Raw genomic sequence first — 21198 nt, forward strand, 5'->3', positions numbered from 1 at the left:
GCCCCTGGGGCGTTCGCCCGGGACCGCACGATAGGGTGGGGTGTAACCCGTCCTTGAACCCCCGGGGGGCTGAAATGCCAGGCATCGTGATCGTCGGAGTGCAATGGGGGGATGAGGGCAAAGGCAAAGCCACCGACCTTCTCGGTGACCGCACCGACTGGGTCGTCAAGTTCAACGGCGGCAACAACGCGGGCCACACCGTCGTCATCGGCAACGAGAAGTACGCGCTGCACCTGCTGCCGTCCGGCATCCTCTCCGACGGCGTCAACCCCGTCATCGGCAACGGCGTCGTCGTCGACCTCGAGGTGCTGTTCAACGAGCTCGAAGCGCTGAGCGCCCGCGGCATCGACACGTCGAAGCTGCGTATCAGCGCCAACGCGCACATCATCACGCAGTACCACCGCACCCTCGACAAGGTGACCGAGCGCTTCCTCGGCAAGCGCAACATCGGCACCACCGGGCGCGGCATCGGACCGGCGTACGCCGACAAGATCAACCGCGTCGGCATCCGCGTGCAGGACCTCTTCGACGAGAACATTCTCCGCCAGAAGGTCGAGGGTGCCCTCGACCAGAAGAACCACCTGCTCGTGAAGGTGTTCAACCGCCGCGCGGTGACCGTCGACGAGGTCGTCGAAGACCTGCTCTCGTACGCAGACCGCGTCGCGCCGATGGTGGCCGACACGTCGCTGCTGCTGAACCAGGCGCTGGATGCCGGCGAAGTGGTCGTGTTCGAAGGCGGCCAGGCCACGATGCTGGATGTCGACCACGGCACCTACCCGTTCGTGACGTCGTCGTCGGCGACCGCCGGCGGCGCGGCGACCGGTTCGGGCGTCGGACCCGGACGCCTCGACCGCATCGTCGGCATCGTGAAGGCGTACACGACCCGCGTCGGGTCGGGTCCGTTCCCCACCGAGCTGTTCGACGAGCAGGGCGACTGGCTGCGGTCGCGGGGCTTCGAGTTCGGCACCACGACGGGGCGTCCGCGTCGGGTCGGCTGGTACGACGCGCCGATCACGCGGTACGCCACCCGCATCAACGGCATCACCGACCTGGTGCTCACGAAGCTCGACATCCTCACCGGGCTCGAGCAGATCCCGGTGTGCGTCGCGTACGACGTCGACGGCGTCCGCTTCGACGAGGTGCCGGTCAACCAGTCGGACTTCCACCACGCCAAGCCGATCCTCGAGTACCTTCCCGGCTGGAGCGAGGACATCTCCGGCGCCCGGTCGTTCGAGGACCTCCCGGTCGCCGCGCAGGAGTACGTGCTCGCCCTCGAGGCGATGAGCGGCACCCGCATCTCGGTGATCGGCGTCGGCCCGGCCCGCGACGCCGTCGTCGTCCGCCACGACCTGGTGGACTGAGTCCCCCGGTCGTTGAGCGCCCTTCGTCTCGCTGACGCTCGCTCAGGAACCGCGAAGCGAGACGAAACGCCCACCCGATCGCATACCCCCGGTCGAACGCCCCGGTCGCGAAGCGAGACGAAACGCCACCACCCCAAACCCGACAACCCCCAGAACGGAGACTCACATGGCTCAGCTGCTCGTCGGCGGGTACACCGCGGACATGGACGGATCCGCCTCCGGCATCGGGATGCTGCTGGCCGGTGACCCGGACTCGGCGTCGGCCTTCGGCCCGCTCGGGTTCGCCGGCACCGTGGTCGACTCCGAGTCGCCGTCGTGGATCACGCGGCATCCGTCGCTGGACGTGGTCTACGCGGCGCTCGAGGGTCAGGGTGCGGTGCGGGCGTACCGGCAGGTGGACGAGCGCCGGTTCGTGGCGTTCGGCGCCCCGGTGGAGGCGGGAGAGCTCGCCTGCCACGTGGCGGTCGCGCCGGATGTCGGGTCGCTGCTGGTCTCGTGCTGGGGTGACGGCCGGGTGGTGCGCGTCGGACTCGGTGCCGACGGGTTCCTGGGGGAGCGCAGCGAGCTTCCTGGGGTCGATGACCCCTGGGCGGACGAGCCGGTGTTCGGCGCGCAGCCGACGACGCTGTTCGGGGTGTCGACGGAGGAGGTCGAGCTGGCGTCCGCGCCGGACCGCGCCTCGCGCGCGCACCAGGCCCGGTTCCTGCCGGACGGCTGGCTGGCGACGACCGACATGGGGTTCGACGTCGTGCGGCTGTGGCGGGCGGATGCCGGTGCTCCGCGTCTGCGCGACGCGATCACGCTGCCGCGCGGCAGCGGTCCCCGGCACATGGTGTGGCATCCGTCCGGGCATCTGTACGTCGTCACGGAACTGTCGCACGAGGTGTTCGTGCTGGCGCTCGGCGCTGATGGGCACTGGGGCATCGTGGGTTCCGCGCACCTCGGTGCCGGCATCCTCGTGGACGACACCGCGGCCGAGATCGCGCTGTCGCGCGACGGCGAGTTCGTCTACGCGGGGGTGCGCGGGTCGAACACGATCGCGGTGCTGCGGGTGCGCGGCGAGGGTTCCGCGCTGGATGCCGTCGCCCTCGTCGAGGCGGGCGTGGACTGGCCGCGGCACCACGTGCTGGTGCGTGACACCCTGCTGGTGGCGGGGCAGCTGTCCGACGAGGTCGCGTCGCTCACGGTGGATGCCCGCTCCGGCATCCCGGGTCGTGCCCTGCACCGCACGGCGGTGCCGTCCCCGACCTGCCTCGTGGTGTGATCGCGGCGGCTCGGCTGCCGCCGCGCGGGATGATGGACGCATGACCGGCGCCCAGCAGACCGTGTGGCTCGTCGTGTGCGCGGTGATGATCGCGACCACGCTCGTGGTGTTCATCGTGCAGTATCGCCGCCGCTACGGCCGCCACCGCGACGACGACTGACCCCTGCACTGCTGTTCCGCCGACAAGATTTGCGCGCCCCGGGGACCATTGTTGTCGGTGGAACCGGTGGGCGGTGCAGCGCCCTGAGCTTGTCGAAGGGCAACGCCCACGGCGCGCCCGGGCCCGCGGGATGATGGTCGCATGCCCAGCCGCCCGGTGCCCCTGCGTCTGCTCGACCGTGATGCGTCGCGCGCGGACTGGATGGAGCTGTTCTTCGACCTGGTGTTCGTGGCGCTGATCGGTCAGCTGTCGGCGGGGTTGCGCACGCATCCCACCTTCGTCGAGCTCGGGGTGTTCTTGGCCCTGTTCGCGTCGGTGTGGTGGTCGTGGGTGAACCTGACTTTCACGATCAGCATTCAGGTGGGGATGTCGCGGCGCACCCTGGCCGGGTTCATGCTGGCGGCGATGGCGGCGGTCGGCGTGATCGCGGTGGCAGCTCCGGATGCCGTCGGTGACCGCGCCTGGCTGTTCGCGGTCGGCAACGCGGCGATCCGGGTCATCATGTTGGGGCTGTGGGTTCGGCGCAGCTGGGGTTCCGGAACGGGTTCGCGCATCCGCGTGCTGATGTACAACGGCGTGACCGCGATGATCTGGCTGCTGTCGGTGTTCGTCCCGTCACCGGGGCGGTTCGTGTTGTGGGCGCTGGCGATCGCGATCGAGATGTCGCTGCTGATCGTCTCGTCGCCAGGCCTGCTGCGGCGCATCGGGTCGATCAACGTCGAGTATCTCGCCGACCGGTTCGGCACGCTCGTGATCATCGCGCTGGGGGAGTCAGTGCTGGCGATCGTCGTCGTGGTGTCCGAGGATCCGTCGGGGATGGCGGCGCTGGTCGCCGTACTCGCGTTCGTGGTCACGGCGGGCCTGGCGTGGGGGATGTTCCTGTTCGGGATCGACGCGATGCGCGAAGGTCTGGAGAAGCTGCTCGCGCAGGACGATTCCCGCGGCATCGTCGAGACCGTCGCCTTCCTGCCGTTCCTGCTCGTGGCCGGGGTGATGATGCTCGCCGGGTCGGTGTCGCTGGCGATCACGTCGCCGTCGACGCCGTTGCCGCCCGCCGCGGCGGTCTCGCTGGGTCTCGGCGTGATGCTGTTCTATGCGACGAACGCCGCGATTTCACTGCGGTACGGCACCCCCTGGCGCCGGGTGCTGCCATGGGCGGTGCCGGCGATCGTCGCCCCGGCGTGCGTCGGCGCGGCGGCCCTGGTGCTCCCCGCCGCGTGGTCGGTCGCCGCGATGGCCGTCGTGATCGTCGGCATCGTGCTGCTCTCCGAGCGTCGCACGCTTCGTCGCGTCGCCTGAGGATGGATGCCGGAGCGGCGCTGACCGCGCCGGTCCTCACGAGCAGCGAGACCACGATCGTCGTGTTGGCACCCGCCCGCACACGACCGAGGGGCACGATCGGCGTGATCGTGCCCCTCGATGCATCCGCCCTGGGTGCTAGACCTTGGCGTCCTGTTTGGGGATGAAGATCTGCTTGATGATCAGCAGGATCGCGGCGGTGACCGGGATCGCGACGAGCGCACCGAGCAGACCCAGCAGCGTGCCGCCGACCATGGCGCCGATCACGACGAGGGCACCCGGCACCGAGATGGTCTTGTTCATCACCCGCGGGGTGAGCACGTATGCCTCGATCTGGATGTAGACGAGGTAGATCACGCCGAAGATGAGCGCCTGCGTCGGGCTGCTGAACAGCGCGATGCCGGTGGCGACGATCAGGTACAGCACCGAACCGATGAGCGGGATCAGGGTGATCAGGAACGCCACCACGGCCATCAGTGCCGGGTAGGGCAGTCCGATGAACAGGTGCAGGAAGAACGCGACCACCGAGTTGCAGAACGCGAGGATCACCATGCCGCCGAGGTATCCGCCGACCGAGTCGGTGATCTGGTCGGTGAGGGAGGCCGCGATCGGGCGGTTGCGGGCGGGGAGGAGCGTCGTGAACGCCTGCTTGATCGTCGGCAGGCCGGCGAGGAAGTAGAGGCTCAGCACCAGAATGATGAGCAGGCCCGAGATGGCGGAGGCGATGCCCACGCCGACCTTCAGGATGCCTCCGCCGATGGCGGCGACGTTCGCCGGGTTGGACAGGAACTTCTGCACCTGCTTGGTGACCTGGTCGGTGATGTTGCCGAACGTGGCCGTCAGCCACGCGTAGAAGTCGGACTTCTGGAAGTCGGCGACCATCGCCGGGATGTTCTTGATCAGCTGCGAGATCTGGTCGACGGCGGCCGGCACGATGATCAGCAGCACGCCGGCGATGATCAGCGCGAAGATCGCGTAGACGATCACGATGCCCCATGCGCGGGACACGTGGTGCCGCTCGAACATGCGCACCACGGGGTCGAGGCCGAGCGCGGCGAACAGCGCGAAGACGATGTAGATGATGATCGTCGACAGGTTCGTGAACGCGATGCCGAGGGCGAACGCGAGCAGGCCGCCGAGGGTGAGCAGGAAGCCCACCATCACCGGATGGTTGATGCTGCGCCACTGCTGCGGGTCGGTGTCGGTTCGGGGACTGGGCGGCTGAGCGACGCCCGTCGGCGCTCCGAGCGTTGCGCCGCTGGGCGCGGCGGCCGGGCGGCGACGCAGACGGGTGCGCCGCTTCGGGCCGTGGGGATTGGTGTCGTCGGTCACGGTCACACTCTATTGGTTGACAGGGAAATCCCAGGGAAACGGTTGCTCGACGCTCCGGTGTGCACCCCATCCGGCCTCGGATCAGCCGAATTGCTCGACGAAGCATCCCTCGCGCTGGTGACTCGGCGCTGGGTGCGCGGCGAGTACGGGCGCGCGGTCATGGATGGCTCCCATCTGTGGTCGGGTTCTTCTGCGGTCAGGTTCTCAGGTCGGCGTCGGCGGGTGGACGCCCCGGTGCGCGTCATGCGGCGGCCTCGGGTGTGGCGGTTCGGAATCGGGTGGGTGGTGGTTGGAGGTCGCCGAACGCGTATCGGCGTTCGAGGCGCTGGTGAAGGATGACGGGTTCGATGTCGGGGTCGGGGGAGTGGAGGATGAAGGGTCCGGTTCCGTGACGGGTGATCCACCAGCCGTGGTGGTGCAGGTTCATGTGGTGGAACCTGCACAGCAGGATGCCGCGGTCCACATCGGTTCTGCCGCCTTCGGAGTGCAGGTCGATGTGGTGCGCTTCGCAGTGGGAGGGTGGTCTGTCGCACCCGGTCCAGCCGCACCCGCCGTCGCGTTGCGCGAGCGCGAGGCGTTGTTTCGCGGTGAACAGGCGGGTGTCGCGGCCGAGGGTGAGCGGGTTGCCGTTCGGATCGATGGTGATGGCGGTGGTGCCGGTGTCGCAGACGTGCTGTGCGGCGAACGCGGCCGGCACCGTGGTGTTGGTGTCTTCGATCACGGCCACCCCCGGTGTGCGGCGCCCGTCGTGGCCGGTGCCGGATGCGTGGCCGGTGCCCGGCGTCCTGCCGCGGCTGGTGTCGGTGACGACGACCCGCACGCCGGCCTGCCGGGCACCGAACACCGACGCGGCGTCGGCGAGCGACCCGGTGTGCAGCACGTCGATCAGCAGGTCGTACGCGAGCTGGTCATTCGTACGCGGGTCGGCGACCAGGGCGTCGGCCGCGGCCTTCTCGTCGGGGTCCACGAACCGGGGCCCACCGCGACGCGGCCGCAGCGCGGCATCCAGCACGGACGTCACCCACGCGGCCCCGCCGGGCTCGAACCGGATCTTCGCGCACGTGACGCCGTCGGCATCCCGCCACATCCGGAACGACCGGGCCTCGTACTGCTCCTCGAACCGACGCCGGGCGCCTTCGGGATCGAGCTGGTCGCGGATGCACCGGGCCGCAGACCCGAGGTCTTCCACCGTGCGCCGCGACGCCTCATCGACGAGCTGTTCCGCCGCCGTCGCCCAGGCCGCCCGCGCATCGGCATCCATCGCCGGGTCACCCGATTCGGGCGGCTCGCCCAGCCCGCGCCGGATCGCCGCCTGCTGATCCACGCTCACCCGCCCGGACGTGAATGCGTCACCCAGGCACGCATGCCACGGTCGCTCCGGGGGCGGCCCTGGCGGCACGTCGTCACGGGGCTCCACCTTGTCGCCGCCCTCGGGCCCCGGTGCATCCGCCCCCGACTCGATCGTCTCGAGCAGCGAACGCCCCAGCTGCGTGACCTTGCCGGCCTGCGTCCGCGACACCCCGGTGAGATCTTGGACCAGGGCCACGGCGGATCGGTGCCCGCGCTTCTGCGCGAGCCCGCCGTGTCCGGCGTCCCGCGTCGACCGCTGCGCCGCGATGCCCGTCGCAAGCACTCGAAGACCCTCGAGTTCGCGGATCGCGCTCGAGGTGGACTCGATGACCGCGATCACATCGTCGTCGCGCAGAGTCGTCATCACCGCGCCCGCTCCGCGCACGGACACAGCACCCAGCGCCGCCGCGAGAACCTGCAGATTCTGTTCGACGATAGCCTCGAAGGTGTCCATGTCCAGAGTATGACACCACCCTCCGACATTCGCACAAAAAGATGAGGAAACGGCCGGTGGCGCCCCAGAAGCCAGAAGCTCGCGCGGTCAGCATCCGCCCGCATCCCGTAGCCTCGAAGGGACGAGGGAGGATGCCATGACCGACGCCGAAGCCACCGCAACACTGATGCGCCTGCGGGGCAGCATCGACAACATCGACGCCGCACTGATCCACATGCTCGCCGAACGCTTCAAGTGCACCAAGCAGGTGGGCGTGCTGAAGGCCGAGCACGGGATGGCGGCATCCGATCCCGCCCGCGAGGAGCGCCAGATCGCGCGCCTGCGCCGGCTCGCCGAAGAGGCCGAGCTCGATCCCGAGTTCGCCGAGAAGTGGTTCAACTTCGTCGTCGCCGAAGTCATCCAGCATCACGTCGCCGCAGCCGACGGCCAGTGACGCGCGCCGCCCGCGCCGAGTACGGTGTGGGTTGTAGTCGCTGATCAGCGCCGATTCCTCGCTCCGATCCGGCGGCCGCTCCAGTCACCCGACGAAGAGAGCGAGAGACCGATGGATGCTCCCGGTGTATACGACGACCTGCGGGCCGTGTTCGTCAACTGCACGCTGAAACGCTCACCGGATCAGAGCCATACGCAGGGGCTGATGGACCGCAGCATCGAGCTGATGCGGTCGCAGGGCGTGCAGGTCGAGAACATCCGGTTCATCGACCACGATGTCGCCACCGGGGTGTATCCCGACATGCGCGAGCACGGCTGGGCGGAGGATGCCTGGCCGGACGAGATCTGGCCGAAGATCGACGCCGCCGACATCCTCGTCATCGGGGGTCCGCTCTGGCTGGGCGACAACGCGTCGATCACCCGCAAGCTGATCGAGCGGCTCTACGCGATGAGCGGCCTGTTCAACGACAAGGGCCAGTACGTCTACTACGGCAAGACGGGCGGCGCGATCATCACCGGCAACGAAGACGGCGTGAAGCACGCGGCCATGTCGATCCTCTACAGCCTGCAGCACATCGGTTTCACGATCCCGCCGGGGGCGGATGCCGGCTGGATCGGCGAGATCGGCCCTGGTCCGTCGTACCTCGACCCGGGGTCGGGTGGTCCGGAGAACGACTTCACCAACCGCAACACGACCTTCATGACGTGGAACCTGCTGCACACGGCGCGCCGCCTGAAGGATGCCGGCGGCATCCCCGCCTACGGCAACCTCCGCCAGGAGTGGGACAAGGGCGAACGCTTCCACCCGAACCCGGAGTACCGGTAGCGCGGTTCGCTCGTCACGAAGCGCGGTTGCGTCCGCGGAATGTGACGAGTGAGCCGTGCCGTGGGTTTTGGCTCGTCACGAAGCGGGATTGCGCTTGCGGAATGTGACGAGTCACGCCCGCGCCGGATGCCGCACCACCCCCGGTCGCTGAGCGAGCCGCCAGGCGAGACGAAGCGCTCGCCCCGGTGGGTGCGCACCCTTCGTCTCGGCGCTGCGCGCCTCGCTCAGGGACCGTCGTAGCCCGCCGCGTCCCGGACGATCTCGATCGTGCCGGTGAAGTTCAGGAACGTCCGGTCGTCGGTTTCGACCAGGGTCACGAGCACGTGCCCGCAGTCGCGGCAGCGCGCGACGCTGCCGGCATCCGACCGGTAGAGGTGCGCCGTCCCGAGTTCGGCCACCGTCCCGCATCCCGTGCAGCGCACGCGGGCGGTGGTCACGTCGAACCGCAGAAGGTCGCCGAGGGGCCCGGCAAGGGTGTTTCCGTCGAGGTGGGGCATCAGGTTCCTCCGTACCGTTCGGTGCGGATCGACCGCCGGTCGTGCCCGTCGTCGAGCAGCCAGGATGCCACGGTCTCCACGAACCGGGTGGATCCGCACACGTAGATCACCGGATTCTGCTCCGGCGGGATGACGGCCGCCCGCAGCACCTCGCGGGTGACGCGGCCCGCTGCACGCGTCGCACCGGCCGGCGCCCGGCGTGTGTACACGAGGTCGAGGGCGAAGGGTCCGGACCCGCGGGTGGCGGCATCCAACTCGTCCGCGAAGAACACGTCGTCGGGCGTGCGCACCGAGTACAGCAGCCGCACCGGAGTGGCATCGGCGGCATCCGCATGGGCCTGCACGATCGAGTACAGCGGCACGACGCCGGACCCGCCGGCGATCAGCTGCACCGGCCGCACCGCCGCGCCGGATGCCGGCGGCCGCCACACGAAGTATCCGCCGAGGGGTCCGCGCACCTCGACCCGGTCGCCGACCTGCGCGACGTCGACGAGGTACGGCGAGACCTCGCCGTCAGGCAGCCGGTCGACGGCGAGCACGACGGATGCCCCGTCGCCGGATGACGCGAGCGAGTACGACCGGGTGGCGGTGTACCCGTCGGGCGCGGTCAGTCGCACGTCGACGTGCTGCCCGGGGAGGTTGCCCGGCCAGCCGTCGACCTGCAGCGTGAGGCGTGCCGCGGAGCCGGTCTCGGGGCGCGTGTCGGTGATCTCGGCCGCATGCCAGCTGGCGCGGGATGCCGGCACGGTGCGCGTCGGAGTGCTCACCAGTACCGCTCCTCCAGCCACGGGTCGCCGTGCAGGTGGTAGCCGTTCTGCTCCCAGAATCCGGGGGCGTCCGTGGGCATCAGCTCGAAGCCGCGCACCCACTTGGCGCTCTTCCAGAAGTACAGGTGCGGCACGATCAGGCGGGCCGGGCCGCCGTGCTCGGGTTCGAGCGGCTCGCCGTCGAACTCGTACGCGACCCACGCCTGTCCGTCGAGCAGCTCGTCGAGCGGAACGTTCGTGGTGTACCCGCCGTAGCTGTGCACCATCACGTAGTCGTGCACGCTCTCCACGTCGGCGAAGAGGGCGTCGAGGGGGACGCCGCGCCACCGCGTGCCGAGTTTCGACCAGTGCGTGACGCAGTGGATGTCGGCCGTGACGTCTTCGGCATCCATCGCCTGCAGGTCGTCCCACGTCCAGCGCTGGATGCCGGTCTCGCTTCGGATGAACAGCTCCCAGTCGGCGGTGTCGATCTCGGGAGTGGGGCCCGCCGACAGCACGGGGAAGTCATGGACCAGGGTCTGCCCGGGAGGCAGATTCTCGTTGGGGTCCCGACGGCGACCGGTGAACCCGCGAGTGACGAACGACACGATGCACTCCTCTCGTGGCACGTACGCCCACTGTGTCACATGCCTGCGTCGGACACACCCCCGGTCGCTGAGCGAGCCGCCGGGCGAGACGAAGCGCTCGCCCCGGGATCGGGTGGTACCGGGCTTCGACGGGCTCAGCCCGCTCGAAGCCGGGCCGCCCCGGTCGCTACGACTTCTTCGGCACCGGCCACGGCGCCGGCATCGCCTGCGGTTCCGGGTGCGCGCCGGGCTGCGCACCCTCAGCCCCCGGTTGTGCGCCCTGAGCTTGTCGAAGGGCATCCCCACCCGCACCGTCGGCCTCGGGCGTACCGGCCTTCGACAGGCTCGGCCCGCCTGTGTCTCGCCCGCTCGAACTCGCGGCCGGCAGCTCCAGCGACACCTTCGTCTCGAGCACCTCGATCGCGTCATCTGACAGCGCGATCAACCCGTCCAGCTCCCGCCGCACCCGCTTGTATGCGAGCTGCCGCTCCGCCGGCGTGGCAGCCTGGTCGACGGCGACGCTCAGCAGCTGCTTCGCCGTGTCGAGCCGGTGGCGTTCGACATCCGTGAACCCGGTGTCTTTCAGGCGCCGGGCATCCCGCTCGGCGACGTCGAACGCGACCTCGTAGTCGGTGACGGCCGTGCGGTAGGCGGCGAAGTCCTCGGCGGTCAGCTTCGCGTCGGCGGATGCCGGGCGGGCGCGGTCTGCGGCGTGCCGTGCCCGCAGGAACGCCGCCGTGAGCGGTTGGCGTCCGTCGCTCATCGCCGGGAACTCGATGAGCTTGGCGACATCCAGCTCGTACTCGAGCCACCGCCGGGTGATCTCGTCGTGGGCGTCGAACAGGCGCTGCAGCTGCACCTTCTGCGGAACCTCCGTGGCGGCCGATGCCGTTGCGGGCGCCTGGGTCGGAACCCCGGCGGTGCCGTAGGGCGGCAGCACCTGGCCGCGCCGCGCGGCGCGCACTTCGGCCTTGGCGTGGAGCATCTCCAGGCGTCGCTGATGGCGCCGACGGGCGGAGCGTTCGTAGCGGTTTCCGACCGCGGCGAACACTCCCATGAGCGGGAACACGAGCCACCAGTAGTTCCCGACGAACACGAAGAACGGCTCCACCCGCTCAGCCTATGCCGGATCGGGCCCGCTGGACCGGGACTTTCAGCCGAACAGCAGGGCGAGCACCGCGGCGCCGCCACCGGCGACGATGAGCGCGACGATCACGACCCAGGCGATGACCTTGGTGCGGCGCTGCCGGGCGGCGGCGAATTCGTCCATGTCGTCGTCGTTGGGCATCCTCAGGCCTCCGGCTCGGTGATGGTGGGGCCGAAGGCGGCCGGCAGGGTCGCGGTGGATGCCGCGCGCAGTTCGCTCAGCGGCACGGTGAAGTATCCCTGCACCTCGAGCTCGGCGCCGTCGGTCGCGGAGTCGGTGACGCCGATGCGCAGCACCGGGTAGCCGCGGCCTTCGCACAGGCCCTTGAACTTGACGTCCTCTTCGCGGGGGACGGTGACGAGCACGCGGCCGGTGGACTCCGAGAACAGCGCGGCGGCGGCATCCACCCCGTCGCGCTCGATGAGCTCGGACAGCCACACGCGGGCGCCGACGCCGAAGCGCAGCACGGCGTCGGCGAGGGACTGGGCGAGGCCACCCTCGGAGAGGTCGTGCGCCGACGAGATAAGACCCTGGTCGGATGCCGCGCGCAGCAGCTCGGCGAGGCGCTTCTCGGCGGCGAGGTCGACGGCCGGCGGGCGTCCGCCGAGGTGGTTGTGGATCGTCGCGGCCCACGCCGAACCCGACAGCTCGGTGGCGGTGACGCCGAGCAGGTAGAGGTTCTCGCCGGCATCCTGCCAGCCCGAGGGGATGCGGCGGGCGACGTCGTCGATGACGCCCATCACGCCCACGACGGGGGTGGGGTGGATGGGGGTGTCGCCGGTCTGGTTGTAGAAGCTGACGTTTCCGCCGGTGACGGGGATGCCGAGTTCGAGGCACGCGTCGGCGAGGCCGTCGACGGCCTGGCCGAACTGCCACATGACCTCGGGGTTCTCCGGGGAGCCGAAGTTGAGGCAGTCGGTGACGGCCGCAGGCGTCGCGCCGGTGACGGCGACGTTGCGGTAGGCCTCGGCGAGGGCGAGCTGGGCGCCCTGGTACGGGTCGAGCTGGCAGTAGCGGCCGTTCGCGTCGGTGGCGATCGCGAAGCCGAGGCCGGACTGCTCGTCGACGCGGATCATGCCGGCGTCGTCGGGGAACGACAGGGCCGTGTTGCCGAGCACGTAGTAGTCGTACTGGTTGGTGATCCACGACGTGTCGGCGAGGTTGGGGCTCGCGACGAGCTTGGTGAACTGCTCGCGCAGCGTGTCGCCGTCGGTGGCGCGGGGGAGGGCGTCGGCGCTGTCGTCGCGGAGGGCGTCGATCCAGGTCGGGTAGGCGACCGGGCGCTCGTAGACGGGGCCGTCGACCGCGACGGTGGACGGGTCGACATCCACGATCTGCTCGCCGTGCCAGAAGATCTGCAGGCGTCCGTCGCCGGTGACCTCGCCGAGCACGCTGGTCTCGACATCCCACTTGTTGACGACCTCGAAGAAGGCATCGAGCTTCTCGGGGGCGACGATCGCCATCATGCGCTCCTGGCTCTCGCTCATGAGGATCTCCTCCGGCGTGAGCGTGGGGTCGCGCAGCAGCACGTTCTCGAGGTCGACGCGCATGCCCGATCCGCCGTTGGCGGCCAGCTCGCTGGTGGCGCACGAGATGCCGGCGGCACCGAGGTCCTGGATGGCTTCGACCAGCTCGCCCTTGTACAGCTCGAGGCAGCACTCGATGAGCACCTTCTCGGCGAACGGGTCGCCGACCTGCACGGCCGGACGCTTGGTGGGGCCGCCGTCGTCGAAGGAGTCGGATGCCAGGATGGATGCCCCGCCGATGCCGTCGCCGCCGGTACGCGCGCCGAACAGCACGACCTTGTTGCCGGCTCCGGACGCGTTGGCGAGCTTGAGGTCTTCGTGGCGCAGCACGCCCACCGCGAGCGCGTTGACGAGCGGGTTGCCCTGGTAGACCGCGTCGAACACGGTCTCGCCGCCGATGTTCGGCAGGCCGAGGCAGTTGCCGTAGAAGGAGATTCCGCCGACGACGCCGTGCACCACGCGGGCGGTGTCGGGGTTGTCGATCGCGCCGAAGCGCAGCTGGTCCATCACGGCGACCGGGCGGGCGCCCATCGAGATGATGTCGCGCACGATTCCGCCGACGCCGGTCGCGGCGCCCTGGAACGGCTCGATATAAGAGGGGTGGTTGTGCGACTCGACCTTGAAGGTGACCGCCCAGCCCTCGCCGATGTCGACGACGCCCGCGTTCTGGCCCATGCCGACCATGAGGTTCTTGCGCATCTCGGGCGTGACCTTGTCGCCGAAACGGCGCAGGTAGATCTTGGAGCTCTTGTACGAGCAGTGCTCCGACCACATGACGCTGTACATCGCGAGCTCGGCCGAGGTGGGGCGGCGGCCGAGGATCGTCTTGATCTGCTCGTACTCGTCGGGCTTGAGGCCGAGGGCTGCGTAGGGCTGCTCGCGCTCAGGCGTTGCGGCGGCGTGGGAGACGGTGTCAGAGACGGTGGTGGTCACGCGGGCTCCAGGATGAGGACCCCAGGCGGATGTGGGGTGGGGATGCCGGACAGGGGCAAGTCTACCGGGGTCCCCGGCGCCCTGACTGAATAGCGCACCCGGCGAAGGCGCCTCGCCGATCTTCGCTCGCTACTGCGTGCTGAAGACGCGATCCAACCGAGGTGAGACATCCCCGCCTGCCCTGTGCTCGCTTGCGAATATTGCGCAGCATCCGGAATATTCTCAACCCATGCCCGTCACCCTCACCCGCGAGCAGGCGCGCCGCGTCGCGGTGCGTGCCCAGCTCCTCGACGCCTCCCGTCCTGGCGACGTCGTCGAGGTCGCCGAGCAGCTCGGGTACATCAAGATCGACCCCACCGCGACGATCGCCCCCGCGGAGCACACCATCCTCTGGTCGCGGATCGGCTGGTCATACGAGGTCGGACAACTCAAGAAAGCCGCCGAAGACGACCGCCAGCTGTTCGAGTTCGACGGTGCGTTCCGGCCGATCAGCCTGCTGCCGCTGATGCTCCCCGACATGCGGGAGTGGCCCAAGCGCGAGAGCTCCCGGCAGTGGCTCGACGCGAACGCCAGGTTCCGCAGCGACGTCCTCGCCCGGCTCAAAGCGGACGGGCCGCTGCTGGCATCCGACATCCCTGACACCGCGCAGGTGTCCCGCGCTCCCGACGGCTGGTCGGGCACGAACCAGACGCTCACGATGCTCGACTTCCTGTCCCGCCAGGGCGAGGTCGCCGTCGTCCGGCGGGAGGGGCGCCACCGCGTGTGGGACCTCGCCGAGCGCGTCTACCCGCAGGACCTCCCCGAGTACTCCGCCGAGGATGCTGAGCGGATGCTCCAGGAACGGCGGCTGCAGGCATCCGGAATCGCCCGCCCCCACTGGTACTGGACCGGCGTCGGCAAGACCACCGGCGAGGCGGCCGTCGTCGAGGGGACCAGCCAGAAGTTCCGCGTCGATCCGGAGGCGCTCGCCGCGCTCGACGACGATCCGGGCGGACGCGTCGCGTTCCTCAACCCCTACGACAGCATGCTGTTCGACCGCAAACGGCTCGAGGACCTCTTCGAGTTCACGTACGTGCTCGAGCAGTTCAAGCCGAAGGCGCAGCGCGTGTACGGATACTTCGCGCATCCGGTCCTGCTCGGCGACCGGTTCATCGGGATGCTGGATGCCGAGGTCGACCGCAAACAGGAGGTGCTGCGCGTCAACGCCGTGCACGAGCTTCTCCCGTGGGAACCGGAGGAGCACGAGATGGTGCGCGCCGAGATCGCCGACCTGGGCGAGTGGCTCGGGATGCCGGTCACCGGGCTGGCGTGACGGTCTCCGAGCCACGGGAACTCCCGGAAGCGGGGGATTGCCCTCGGCGCATCCAGGCTGGTCACGTCACGGGGGCCGGTGTTGAACGGGGCTGCGCGTTCGCGGAGAGCGTGGCGTGCGGGCGGGAGCGCAGGCGGTATGCCGCGACGGTCCCGGTACCCATCATGACGAGTGCGAATGACCAGAGGCCGAGGCAGATTGCGATGCCGAGGTGGAGTGTGACGATCAGGGCGAGTGCGTACTTCTTCCAGTGCCAGCTGCTGAGGAGGAGGACGCCGATTACGCACTCCAAGATGATCGTTCCCCAGGTGAGGATGGCGGTGCCGGGAGCGGTGTCACTGACGGTTCGCATGATGTCGCCGACGGACCCGGACGGACCGAAGTACGGATCGCGGAGGATGAAGTACATCGCTGACCCATCGAGCCACTCCGGGACGGCGATCTTCGAGAGGCCGCTCTCAAGATAGAGACCTGCGAGTTGGATATTCAGGGCGAGAGCGGCGGCGTACCCGATCGCCTGTAGTCCTGGGCGGGCAAGGGTCCGGGATGGTGGGACCCATGCGCAGATCCGGGCGTCGGCTGCCGTGATGATGGCGATGAAGATCGTGGCGAAGGCTGCGACGGCTTCGCCCCCGTCGGGCAGGGACAGCGAGATATTCATCGAGATCGACACCCAGATGTGAAGTATCGAAATGTATCGCGGAAAGACCCCTGACATGACGAGCAGAAGGATGGCGATCCCTACCCATTGACCGGCGGCGGTGGGCACCTGCTGGCCGAGACAGAACGTGGAGAATTGTCTAGGTGGCTCGCAATGTGCGTGGGGTGAAACCCCCAGGATGGTTGCTGTCAGGTTTGTCCAGTTGGTGAGGCCGAGCGTCAGCAGTTGTGCCAGGGCGATCAGGCTGCGGCCGATCTGGACGTTTGCGGCGCGAGGGTCGAACCGTGGGATATTCCGTGCGAGTGCTCGTAGCGCGCCGGAGAGCGGTGTGAAGGACAATGGGTTCATCCTTTGCAGGTGACGTTGATGTCCGCGTACTCGACTACCCGGATTCGGTTCGGGACCTCGCGGCGGTAGGTCCATTTGGCGGGAACCTCGGAAACGAGGCGGAATGGTCCACAGAAGTACTTCCCGTTCGTCGGGTTGGCGATCTTGCTCCGGTCCTTGGCTGGACGGCCGAGGCACACATTGAGGTAGTCGTCGCAGGTCGTGAAGCGCACTTCGGATGCGAGGATCGCGAGTTCCGTTGGCTGTGCGCGCTGATTGCGGCTCAGGCCAAAGGCATTCCGAACGGAGCTCTGGGGGAGGGTGCCCGCGCGTGTCCACACGTTGCCGCTGTTCTGCCGGTATGCGACGAGAGTTGCAGCTTGCGGACTTCGTGTGAAGAACGCCCAGGCCTGTGAAAGGGGCAACGAAAGATCGCGTTGGATCGTCCGGGCGGACGCGCGCTGGTCCGTCAGGACATTCGTGGGCCACGAGACTGCGACTGTTCCAGCCAGCCACACGAGGATCAGGGCGAGCGCGATCCAAAATGCTGGTTCGCCGGGCGTCCTGGATCGCGCTCGCGTGCCCACTACAGCGCCCCGGCGAGTGCCTGAGCGTACTGCTGCTGCCTGAGGTCGCTCGTGTCGTCGGGACGCTCGTAGAACGCGAGTACGACGCCTGCGATGCTGGCAACGAGGGCGACGGAAACGGCAAACCCAACGCTGACGACGGCGGTGTTGTACAGCGCGATGTAGTTCTGGCCGACGGCCCAGCCCGAGCTCACAGCTTTGCTCGTGAGCAGGCGCCTCGGCCCAGTGGACGCCGACGCCGTGGCAGTGATGCCCCGCAGATCGGACGCGAAGGCCTTCATGCCGGCCTCCGCCTTGTAGGGGTCTCGAGCTTGAAGCTGAGCTGTGACACGTTCATGGAAGCTGGGATCGGCAGTGGTCAACGTTCGAACGATGCCTGACACGGTCGATGCATTTGGCTCCGGCTGCACGACGATCCCTAGCGACTCGATCAGGTCCGGCCGGTCGTCCGCTGCCGGACCGCGTCCGAACAAGAAGAACTCGACGATGTCGGCATCGCTGTATTTGGGATCCTGCGGCTGCGGCGAGTCCGCAGCGGCCACCACCTGAGACGCGGAGTCCGCTCCGGAATCCTGCGGCTGCGATGGCGCTGCCGTGAGCGAGGAGCTGGCGAGCGCACCAGCGGTGATGAGCGCGGCGATAGATGTGTGCATGGAAGTCGTTCCGTTCTTCTTCGGTCGGTCGAGCGAGGTGGCGTAGTTCTCAAGAGGTCTAGTTGTCGGGCTCCTCCTGACTGGATCCCGGGGGGATCCTCGGCGCGACGTATCGCGGCAGGGCCACGGGGAACCCGAGAACCAGGCCGTAGAGGACACCTGCTCCGAGCACCACGGCGATATCTTCCGCAGCCTGCCCGGGCGCGCGGGCAGCCGACATCATCGGAAACCAGATCCACGCGATCGTTCCCAGGAACCACCCCGCCGCTGCAAAGCCGAGGGCACCTTTCCATCGCGGAATGTCGTCATGGTTCAAGCCGATGACGAGTGTGCAGAGCAGCCCGAGCGTCGCGCCGAACGCGACCGGTATCAAGACCGCGATGGAAGGCGACGCCCAACTGTCAGCGAGTCCCGAACTGTTCCAGTGGACGGCGATCCGTGACGGTTTGTGAGGCCATGTGAAGAACGAGACGAGTACAGACACCGCCGGCGCCCAGGACAAGACGGCGGTGACAATGAGGCCCCCTGCAACCCGTCGGTTCCCGGGTCGCGACGGAATGCGGGCGTCAGAGCTGTCGTCGGATTGCATGGGATCCCCGCACCGCCCCCCAAATCACGCTGGCCAGAAGAAGACCACAGTTGATCAGGGTGCCCGCGATATCTCCGACCTCGGCGAAGGACGAGACGAGGGCGACCACTCCGAAGCTCAGGACGGCTGCGACGACGAGGGGGATGATCGCGGCACGATGCCCAACTTTCCACGCTTCCTCCGATGCGAAGAAGGTTGCGACGCGGATACCCACGAGCGGATTCCGCTGAATCCTCCCCACCGCGCAGAGCACTACGACGATCGTGATGACCACGATCAGAGCGGCTAACATCATCGTTCCGAGCACACGCCGACGCTACGAGGCTCGGTCACGCCCGAATCTCCCAAAGCGCGAAATTGAGTACTGCAAACGCGATATTGAGTAGACATCGCCCAAAGTCGTGGGCCGGCGTTTATGCGCGTGCACGTCGCCGCGCCGGGCTGAATAGGGTCGCCTCGAACCGGTCGCCGGGCTGAGCCGAGCATCACACCTCGGCCGCCCCACCTGTCGGCCGTAACCCCTAGAACACAGACCAGCCCGTCTTCGTTGTAAACGCATCCAGCGCCGCAACGCCCGCCACCGAGTTGCCACGCTCATCCAGGCCGGGTCCCCACACCGCGATGGAGCACCGCCCGGGACAGATCGCGAGGATGCCGCCCCCGACGCCGCTCTTGCCCGGAAGGCCGACGCGGTAGGCGAATTCGCCCGCGGCGTCGTACGTGCCGCACGTCAGCATGACGGCATTGATGCGCTTCGTCTGGCGAGCGGACGGCCCCTGCGAGCCGTCGCGAAGCGCGCCATGGCAGGCGAGGAAGAGCCCTGCGAGCGCGAGATCCCGGCAGCTGATCGCGATGGCGCAGTGCCGGATGTACTGGTCGACGATGTTGTGCGGATCACCGTGCAGATTCCCGTACGAGGCCAGGAAGTGCGCGAGGGCAAGATTTCGTTGCGAGTGGGATGCCTCGGATTCGACGACCGCCTGGTCGAACTCGATCACGGCGTTGCCGGATTCCGTCCGGAGGAACTGCAGAACGGCATCCGCCGCATCCCCGACGTGTCCGGCGAGATGGTCGGTGACGACCAGCGCCCCGGCATTGATGAACGGGTTGCGCGGCAGCCCGTTCTCGTACTCGAGCTGGACGAGCGAATTGAAGGCGCTTCCCGATGGCTCGCGGCCGACGCGAGACCATACGGAGTTGTCCGACGCCAACGCCAGAGACAGGGTGAAGAGCTTGGAGATGCTCTGCATCGAGAACGGCGTCAGCCAGTCACCGACGCCGTAACTGGTGCCGTCCGGCAGAGCGACCGCGATGCCGAACTGCCGAGGATCAACGGATGCCAGCGCCGGGATGTAGTTGGCGACCCTGCCTTCTCCGATGTGTCCCGCGACTTCGTCGGCGACCTCAGCGAGCACACGATTCATGTCCACAGAGAGCGATTATCGTCGGTCGGCCTGCTCCTTCACACGAGGATGCGGGCAGCCGGATCATCCGCCTGCCCGCACCCTCAGGGTCACGCGAGTTCAGCCGAGAACCGCTGCTGAGCGGCGTCGAACTCGAGCACGCGCAAGTTCAGCTCGGCTCCGAGCGTTGCTTTCACGCCCCGCGCGAGCCCTGGCCACCCGGCATACTCCACGAGAACGCCGAACGGGACCGGCTTCGTGACGGTCGCGGTGATGAGATCACCGGCCTGCGGAGTCTGATCGTCCATGCATCCACCTCCTCTCCCGGATCGGGCGAAGGAGGACAGGAGGATCACGGGGCGGTCGGGCAGACCTTCCAATTCGTGCCGCGCATCGCGTCCAGCACCATCCCGATCTTCACAGGACCAGTGTAGAGAGGCTTCGCCGACTCCGCGTAGCGAGGAGTTTCAGCGGGTCCGTCGTCTGCGGCGACGCGCCTCTACATGCCAGGCCGTCCACAGACTGAGGATCGCCATCTGAAGCAGAAACCACGCCCCGGGGTGACCGGTCCTGACCGCGATGGGCATGAGGACGAGTAGTCCCACCGCAAGCAGAACTCCGGCACCGACGGTGAACACGATCCGTTCACGGGGCCACTTCTGACGGCTGTCCCTTGACTCCATCGTTCGTCACCTACTCCTTCACGGTCCGTGCCATGGTTCGACGCCGTCTTCATCGAACGGTGTCAGCGCGAGCGCATCGGCCCTCGACACGTTATGGATCGGTGGACGACGACGACGCCCGAACGGGCAGATTGAGTAGGGATGGGAGCAGTCTTGAGTGCCTGGTCGGGATTTCCGTGCGGGCCAAGGCGGGAGCACCTGTAACGAGCGCGACCGCGCTGCACGACGATCGGCGAGGACCACTCACGGAACCGGTTCCAGCCACTCACCTCTGTGGCTGCGCCACTCAAATCAGGCCCGCTGATACTCAATTCCCCCTGCAGCGCGTTGCCCGGTGCGCTCGCCGCCTACCGTGACTTCACGACGCCGGCGAGGACGTCGACACCCACCCAACCGGCCCAGTAGATCAGGGGATGCCGCGCATGATGAAGATCCGGGAGCCTCTCATCGTCCTCGGCTGGGTCTTGATCACGCTCGCGGTGGTCGGCTCGATCGCGTCGATCTCCGTCATGCGCGCGGGAGGTTTCGCGGGTGGCGTCAACCTCGCGGTCAACGTCCTCGCCACGGTGGGTGGCGCGATCGTCCTGATCGGCCAGCGTCGTCGAGCCGTCAAGCGGGCGGCGCGTGAGAACCGACCCGACTGACCCGATGCGTCATCTCAGACCCGACTGACCCGATGCGTCATCTCAGACCCGAGGCCTGGATGCGACGGCAAGCACCCTTCGCACGAAAGGACGACGTCATGCGACTCCATTCCCTGCACAAAGCAGCCCTCCTGCTCACCTGCATCGGGACGGTCTGCTCTGCCGGCATCCTCGTCGCCAGCTTCATCGTCGGCCCCGACACGTCTGCGGGCCAGGAGCTCTCCGACATCGGCGCGCCGCTCACCCTGGGCTTCGTCGCCGTCTCCCTTGCGCTGAGCGCACCGTTGATCTGGCAGCGGATAGACCCGGACCGTCGTCGTTAGGCGCGGCATCCCAGGGCCGCGCCCGACCGCCGAACACGACACAGCCGCCGGCTTCCGTCAAAGCCGGCGGCTGTGCGCCCCCAGAACCCGCCCCCTCGGGTC

23 protein-coding genes are annotated in these 21198 nt (G+C 68.3%); 8 read left to right on the plus strand and 15 right to left on the minus strand.

Annotated features, from left to right (window positions below):
- Positions 1-74 precede the first annotated feature (74 nt).
- From LK09_RS16865 to LK09_RS16875, 3 genes are all read left to right on the plus strand, one after another.
- On the plus strand, positions 75-1361 hold the full coding sequence (locus LK09_RS16865; protein ID WP_039402194.1) for an adenylosuccinate synthase: 1287 nt from the start codon (positions 75-77) through the stop codon (positions 1359-1361).
- A 166-nt stretch (positions 1362-1527) separates the two neighbouring features.
- Positions 1528-2625 carry a lactonase family protein gene (locus tag LK09_RS16870; protein ID WP_039402196.1) on the plus strand — a complete coding sequence of 366 codons (1098 nt, stop codon included), beginning with the start codon at positions 1528-1530 and terminating at the stop codon, positions 2623-2625.
- 301 nt (positions 2626-2926) lie between these two features.
- A complete protein-coding gene (locus tag LK09_RS16875; RefSeq protein ID WP_039402198.1) occupies positions 2927-4084 on the plus strand; it encodes a low temperature requirement protein A in 1158 nt (385 codons plus the stop codon).
- A gap of 138 nt (positions 4085-4222) precedes the next feature.
- Here LK09_RS16875 and LK09_RS16880 read toward each other — a convergent pair whose 3' ends face one another.
- Positions 4223-5416: an AI-2E family transporter gene (locus LK09_RS16880; protein WP_039402357.1), complete on the minus strand. Its 1194-nt coding sequence runs from the start codon at positions 5414-5416 to the stop codon at positions 4223-4225.
- A 241-nt stretch (positions 5417-5657) separates the two neighbouring features.
- The gene (locus LK09_RS16885) at positions 5658-7220 is read right to left on the minus strand and encodes an HNH endonuclease signature motif containing protein (protein WP_052226930.1); all 1563 of its coding nucleotides are present in this window, start codon (positions 7218-7220) and stop codon (positions 5658-5660) included.
- Positions 7221-7356: 136 nt separating this feature from the next.
- Between LK09_RS16885 and LK09_RS16890 the strand changes: the two genes are divergently transcribed.
- On the plus strand, positions 7357-7653 hold the full coding sequence (locus LK09_RS16890) for a chorismate mutase (RefSeq protein ID WP_039402201.1): 297 nt from the start codon (positions 7357-7359) through the stop codon (positions 7651-7653).
- 111 nt (positions 7654-7764) lie between these two features.
- A complete protein-coding gene (locus LK09_RS16895) occupies positions 7765-8478 on the plus strand; it encodes a flavodoxin family protein (protein WP_039402204.1) in 714 nt (237 codons plus the stop codon).
- Positions 8479-8702: 224 nt separating this feature from the next.
- Here the strand turns inward: LK09_RS16895 and LK09_RS16900 are convergent, their stop codons facing one another.
- The 6 genes from LK09_RS16900 to purL all read right to left on the minus strand — a co-directional run bounded on the left by LK09_RS16900 (position 8703) and on the right by purL (position 13914).
- A complete protein-coding gene (locus tag LK09_RS16900; protein ID WP_039402207.1) occupies positions 8703-8975 on the minus strand; it encodes a DUF6510 family protein in 273 nt (90 codons plus the stop codon).
- A complete protein-coding gene (locus LK09_RS16905; protein ID WP_039402210.1) occupies positions 8975-9742 on the minus strand; it encodes a ferredoxin reductase in 768 nt (255 codons plus the stop codon). The genes LK09_RS16900 and LK09_RS16905 overlap by 1 nt, the downstream gene beginning before the upstream one ends.
- A complete protein-coding gene (locus tag LK09_RS16910; protein WP_039402213.1) occupies positions 9739-10329 on the minus strand; it encodes a sulfite oxidase-like oxidoreductase in 591 nt (196 codons plus the stop codon). Before LK09_RS16910 ends, LK09_RS16905 begins: the two co-directional genes overlap by 4 nt.
- Positions 10330-10495: 166 nt before the next feature.
- Positions 10496-11419, minus strand: a complete 924-nt coding sequence (locus tag LK09_RS16915) for a hypothetical protein (protein WP_231563121.1) — start codon at positions 11417-11419, stop codon at positions 10496-10498.
- Between the two features lie 42 nt (positions 11420-11461).
- The gene (locus LK09_RS22155) at positions 11462-11596 is read right to left on the minus strand and encodes a hypothetical protein (RefSeq protein ID WP_269430944.1); all 135 of its coding nucleotides are present in this window, start codon (positions 11594-11596) and stop codon (positions 11462-11464) included.
- Positions 11597-11598: 2 nt separating this feature from the next.
- Entirely contained in the window at positions 11599-13914 is a 2316-nt protein-coding gene (purL, locus tag LK09_RS16920; RefSeq protein WP_039402216.1) for a phosphoribosylformylglycinamidine synthase subunit PurL, read from the minus strand.
- Positions 13915-14143: 229 nt separating this feature from the next.
- Between purL and LK09_RS16925 the strand changes: the two genes are divergently transcribed.
- A complete protein-coding gene (locus LK09_RS16925; RefSeq protein WP_039402219.1) occupies positions 14144-15226 on the plus strand; it encodes a DNA glycosylase AlkZ-like family protein in 1083 nt (360 codons plus the stop codon).
- A gap of 61 nt (positions 15227-15287) precedes the next feature.
- On the opposite strand, the gene LK09_RS21615 is transcribed toward LK09_RS16925, so the two are convergent.
- The 7 genes from LK09_RS21615 to LK09_RS16955 form a co-directional block, all read right to left on the minus strand.
- Positions 15288-16226: a sporulation-delaying protein SdpB family protein gene (locus tag LK09_RS21615; RefSeq protein ID WP_156138867.1), complete on the minus strand. Its 939-nt coding sequence runs from the start codon at positions 16224-16226 to the stop codon at positions 15288-15290.
- 5 nt (positions 16227-16231) lie between these two features.
- The gene (locus LK09_RS21200; protein WP_197061089.1) at positions 16232-16801 is read right to left on the minus strand and encodes an SdpA family antimicrobial peptide system protein; all 570 of its coding nucleotides are present in this window, start codon (positions 16799-16801) and stop codon (positions 16232-16234) included.
- A complete protein-coding gene (locus tag LK09_RS21840) occupies positions 16801-17454 on the minus strand; it encodes a hypothetical protein (protein ID WP_039402226.1) in 654 nt (217 codons plus the stop codon). The genes LK09_RS21200 and LK09_RS21840 overlap by 1 nt, the downstream gene beginning before the upstream one ends.
- A 58-nt stretch (positions 17455-17512) precedes the next feature.
- Positions 17513-17938: a DUF1648 domain-containing protein gene (locus LK09_RS21205; protein ID WP_197061090.1), complete on the minus strand. Its 426-nt coding sequence runs from the start codon at positions 17936-17938 to the stop codon at positions 17513-17515.
- 82 nt (positions 17939-18020) lie between these two features.
- Positions 18021-18350 (minus strand): SdpI family protein, encoded by a 330-nt coding sequence (locus LK09_RS16945; protein ID WP_156138868.1) that lies wholly within the window; start codon positions 18348-18350, stop codon positions 18021-18023.
- Between the two features lie 214 nt (positions 18351-18564).
- Positions 18565-19467: a glutaminase gene (locus LK09_RS16950; protein WP_197061095.1), complete on the minus strand. Its 903-nt coding sequence runs from the start codon at positions 19465-19467 to the stop codon at positions 18565-18567.
- A gap of 89 nt (positions 19468-19556) precedes the next feature.
- The gene (locus LK09_RS16955; protein WP_039402233.1) at positions 19557-19754 is read right to left on the minus strand and encodes a hypothetical protein; all 198 of its coding nucleotides are present in this window, start codon (positions 19752-19754) and stop codon (positions 19557-19559) included.
- 797 nt (positions 19755-20551) lie between these two features.
- Between LK09_RS16955 and LK09_RS16965 the strand changes: the two genes are divergently transcribed.
- On the plus strand, positions 20552-20773 hold the full coding sequence (locus LK09_RS16965) for a hypothetical protein (protein WP_156138869.1): 222 nt from the start codon (positions 20552-20554) through the stop codon (positions 20771-20773).
- 98 nt (positions 20774-20871) lie between these two features.
- Positions 20872-21096 carry a hypothetical protein gene (locus LK09_RS16970; RefSeq protein WP_039402240.1) on the plus strand — a complete coding sequence of 75 codons (225 nt, stop codon included), beginning with the start codon at positions 20872-20874 and terminating at the stop codon, positions 21094-21096.
- Positions 21097-21198 lie beyond the last annotated feature (102 nt).

It is taken from the genome of Microbacterium mangrovi, from assembly GCF_000802305.1.
In the GTDB taxonomy this organism is placed as follows: domain Bacteria; phylum Actinomycetota; class Actinomycetes; order Actinomycetales; family Microbacteriaceae; genus Microbacterium; species Microbacterium mangrovi.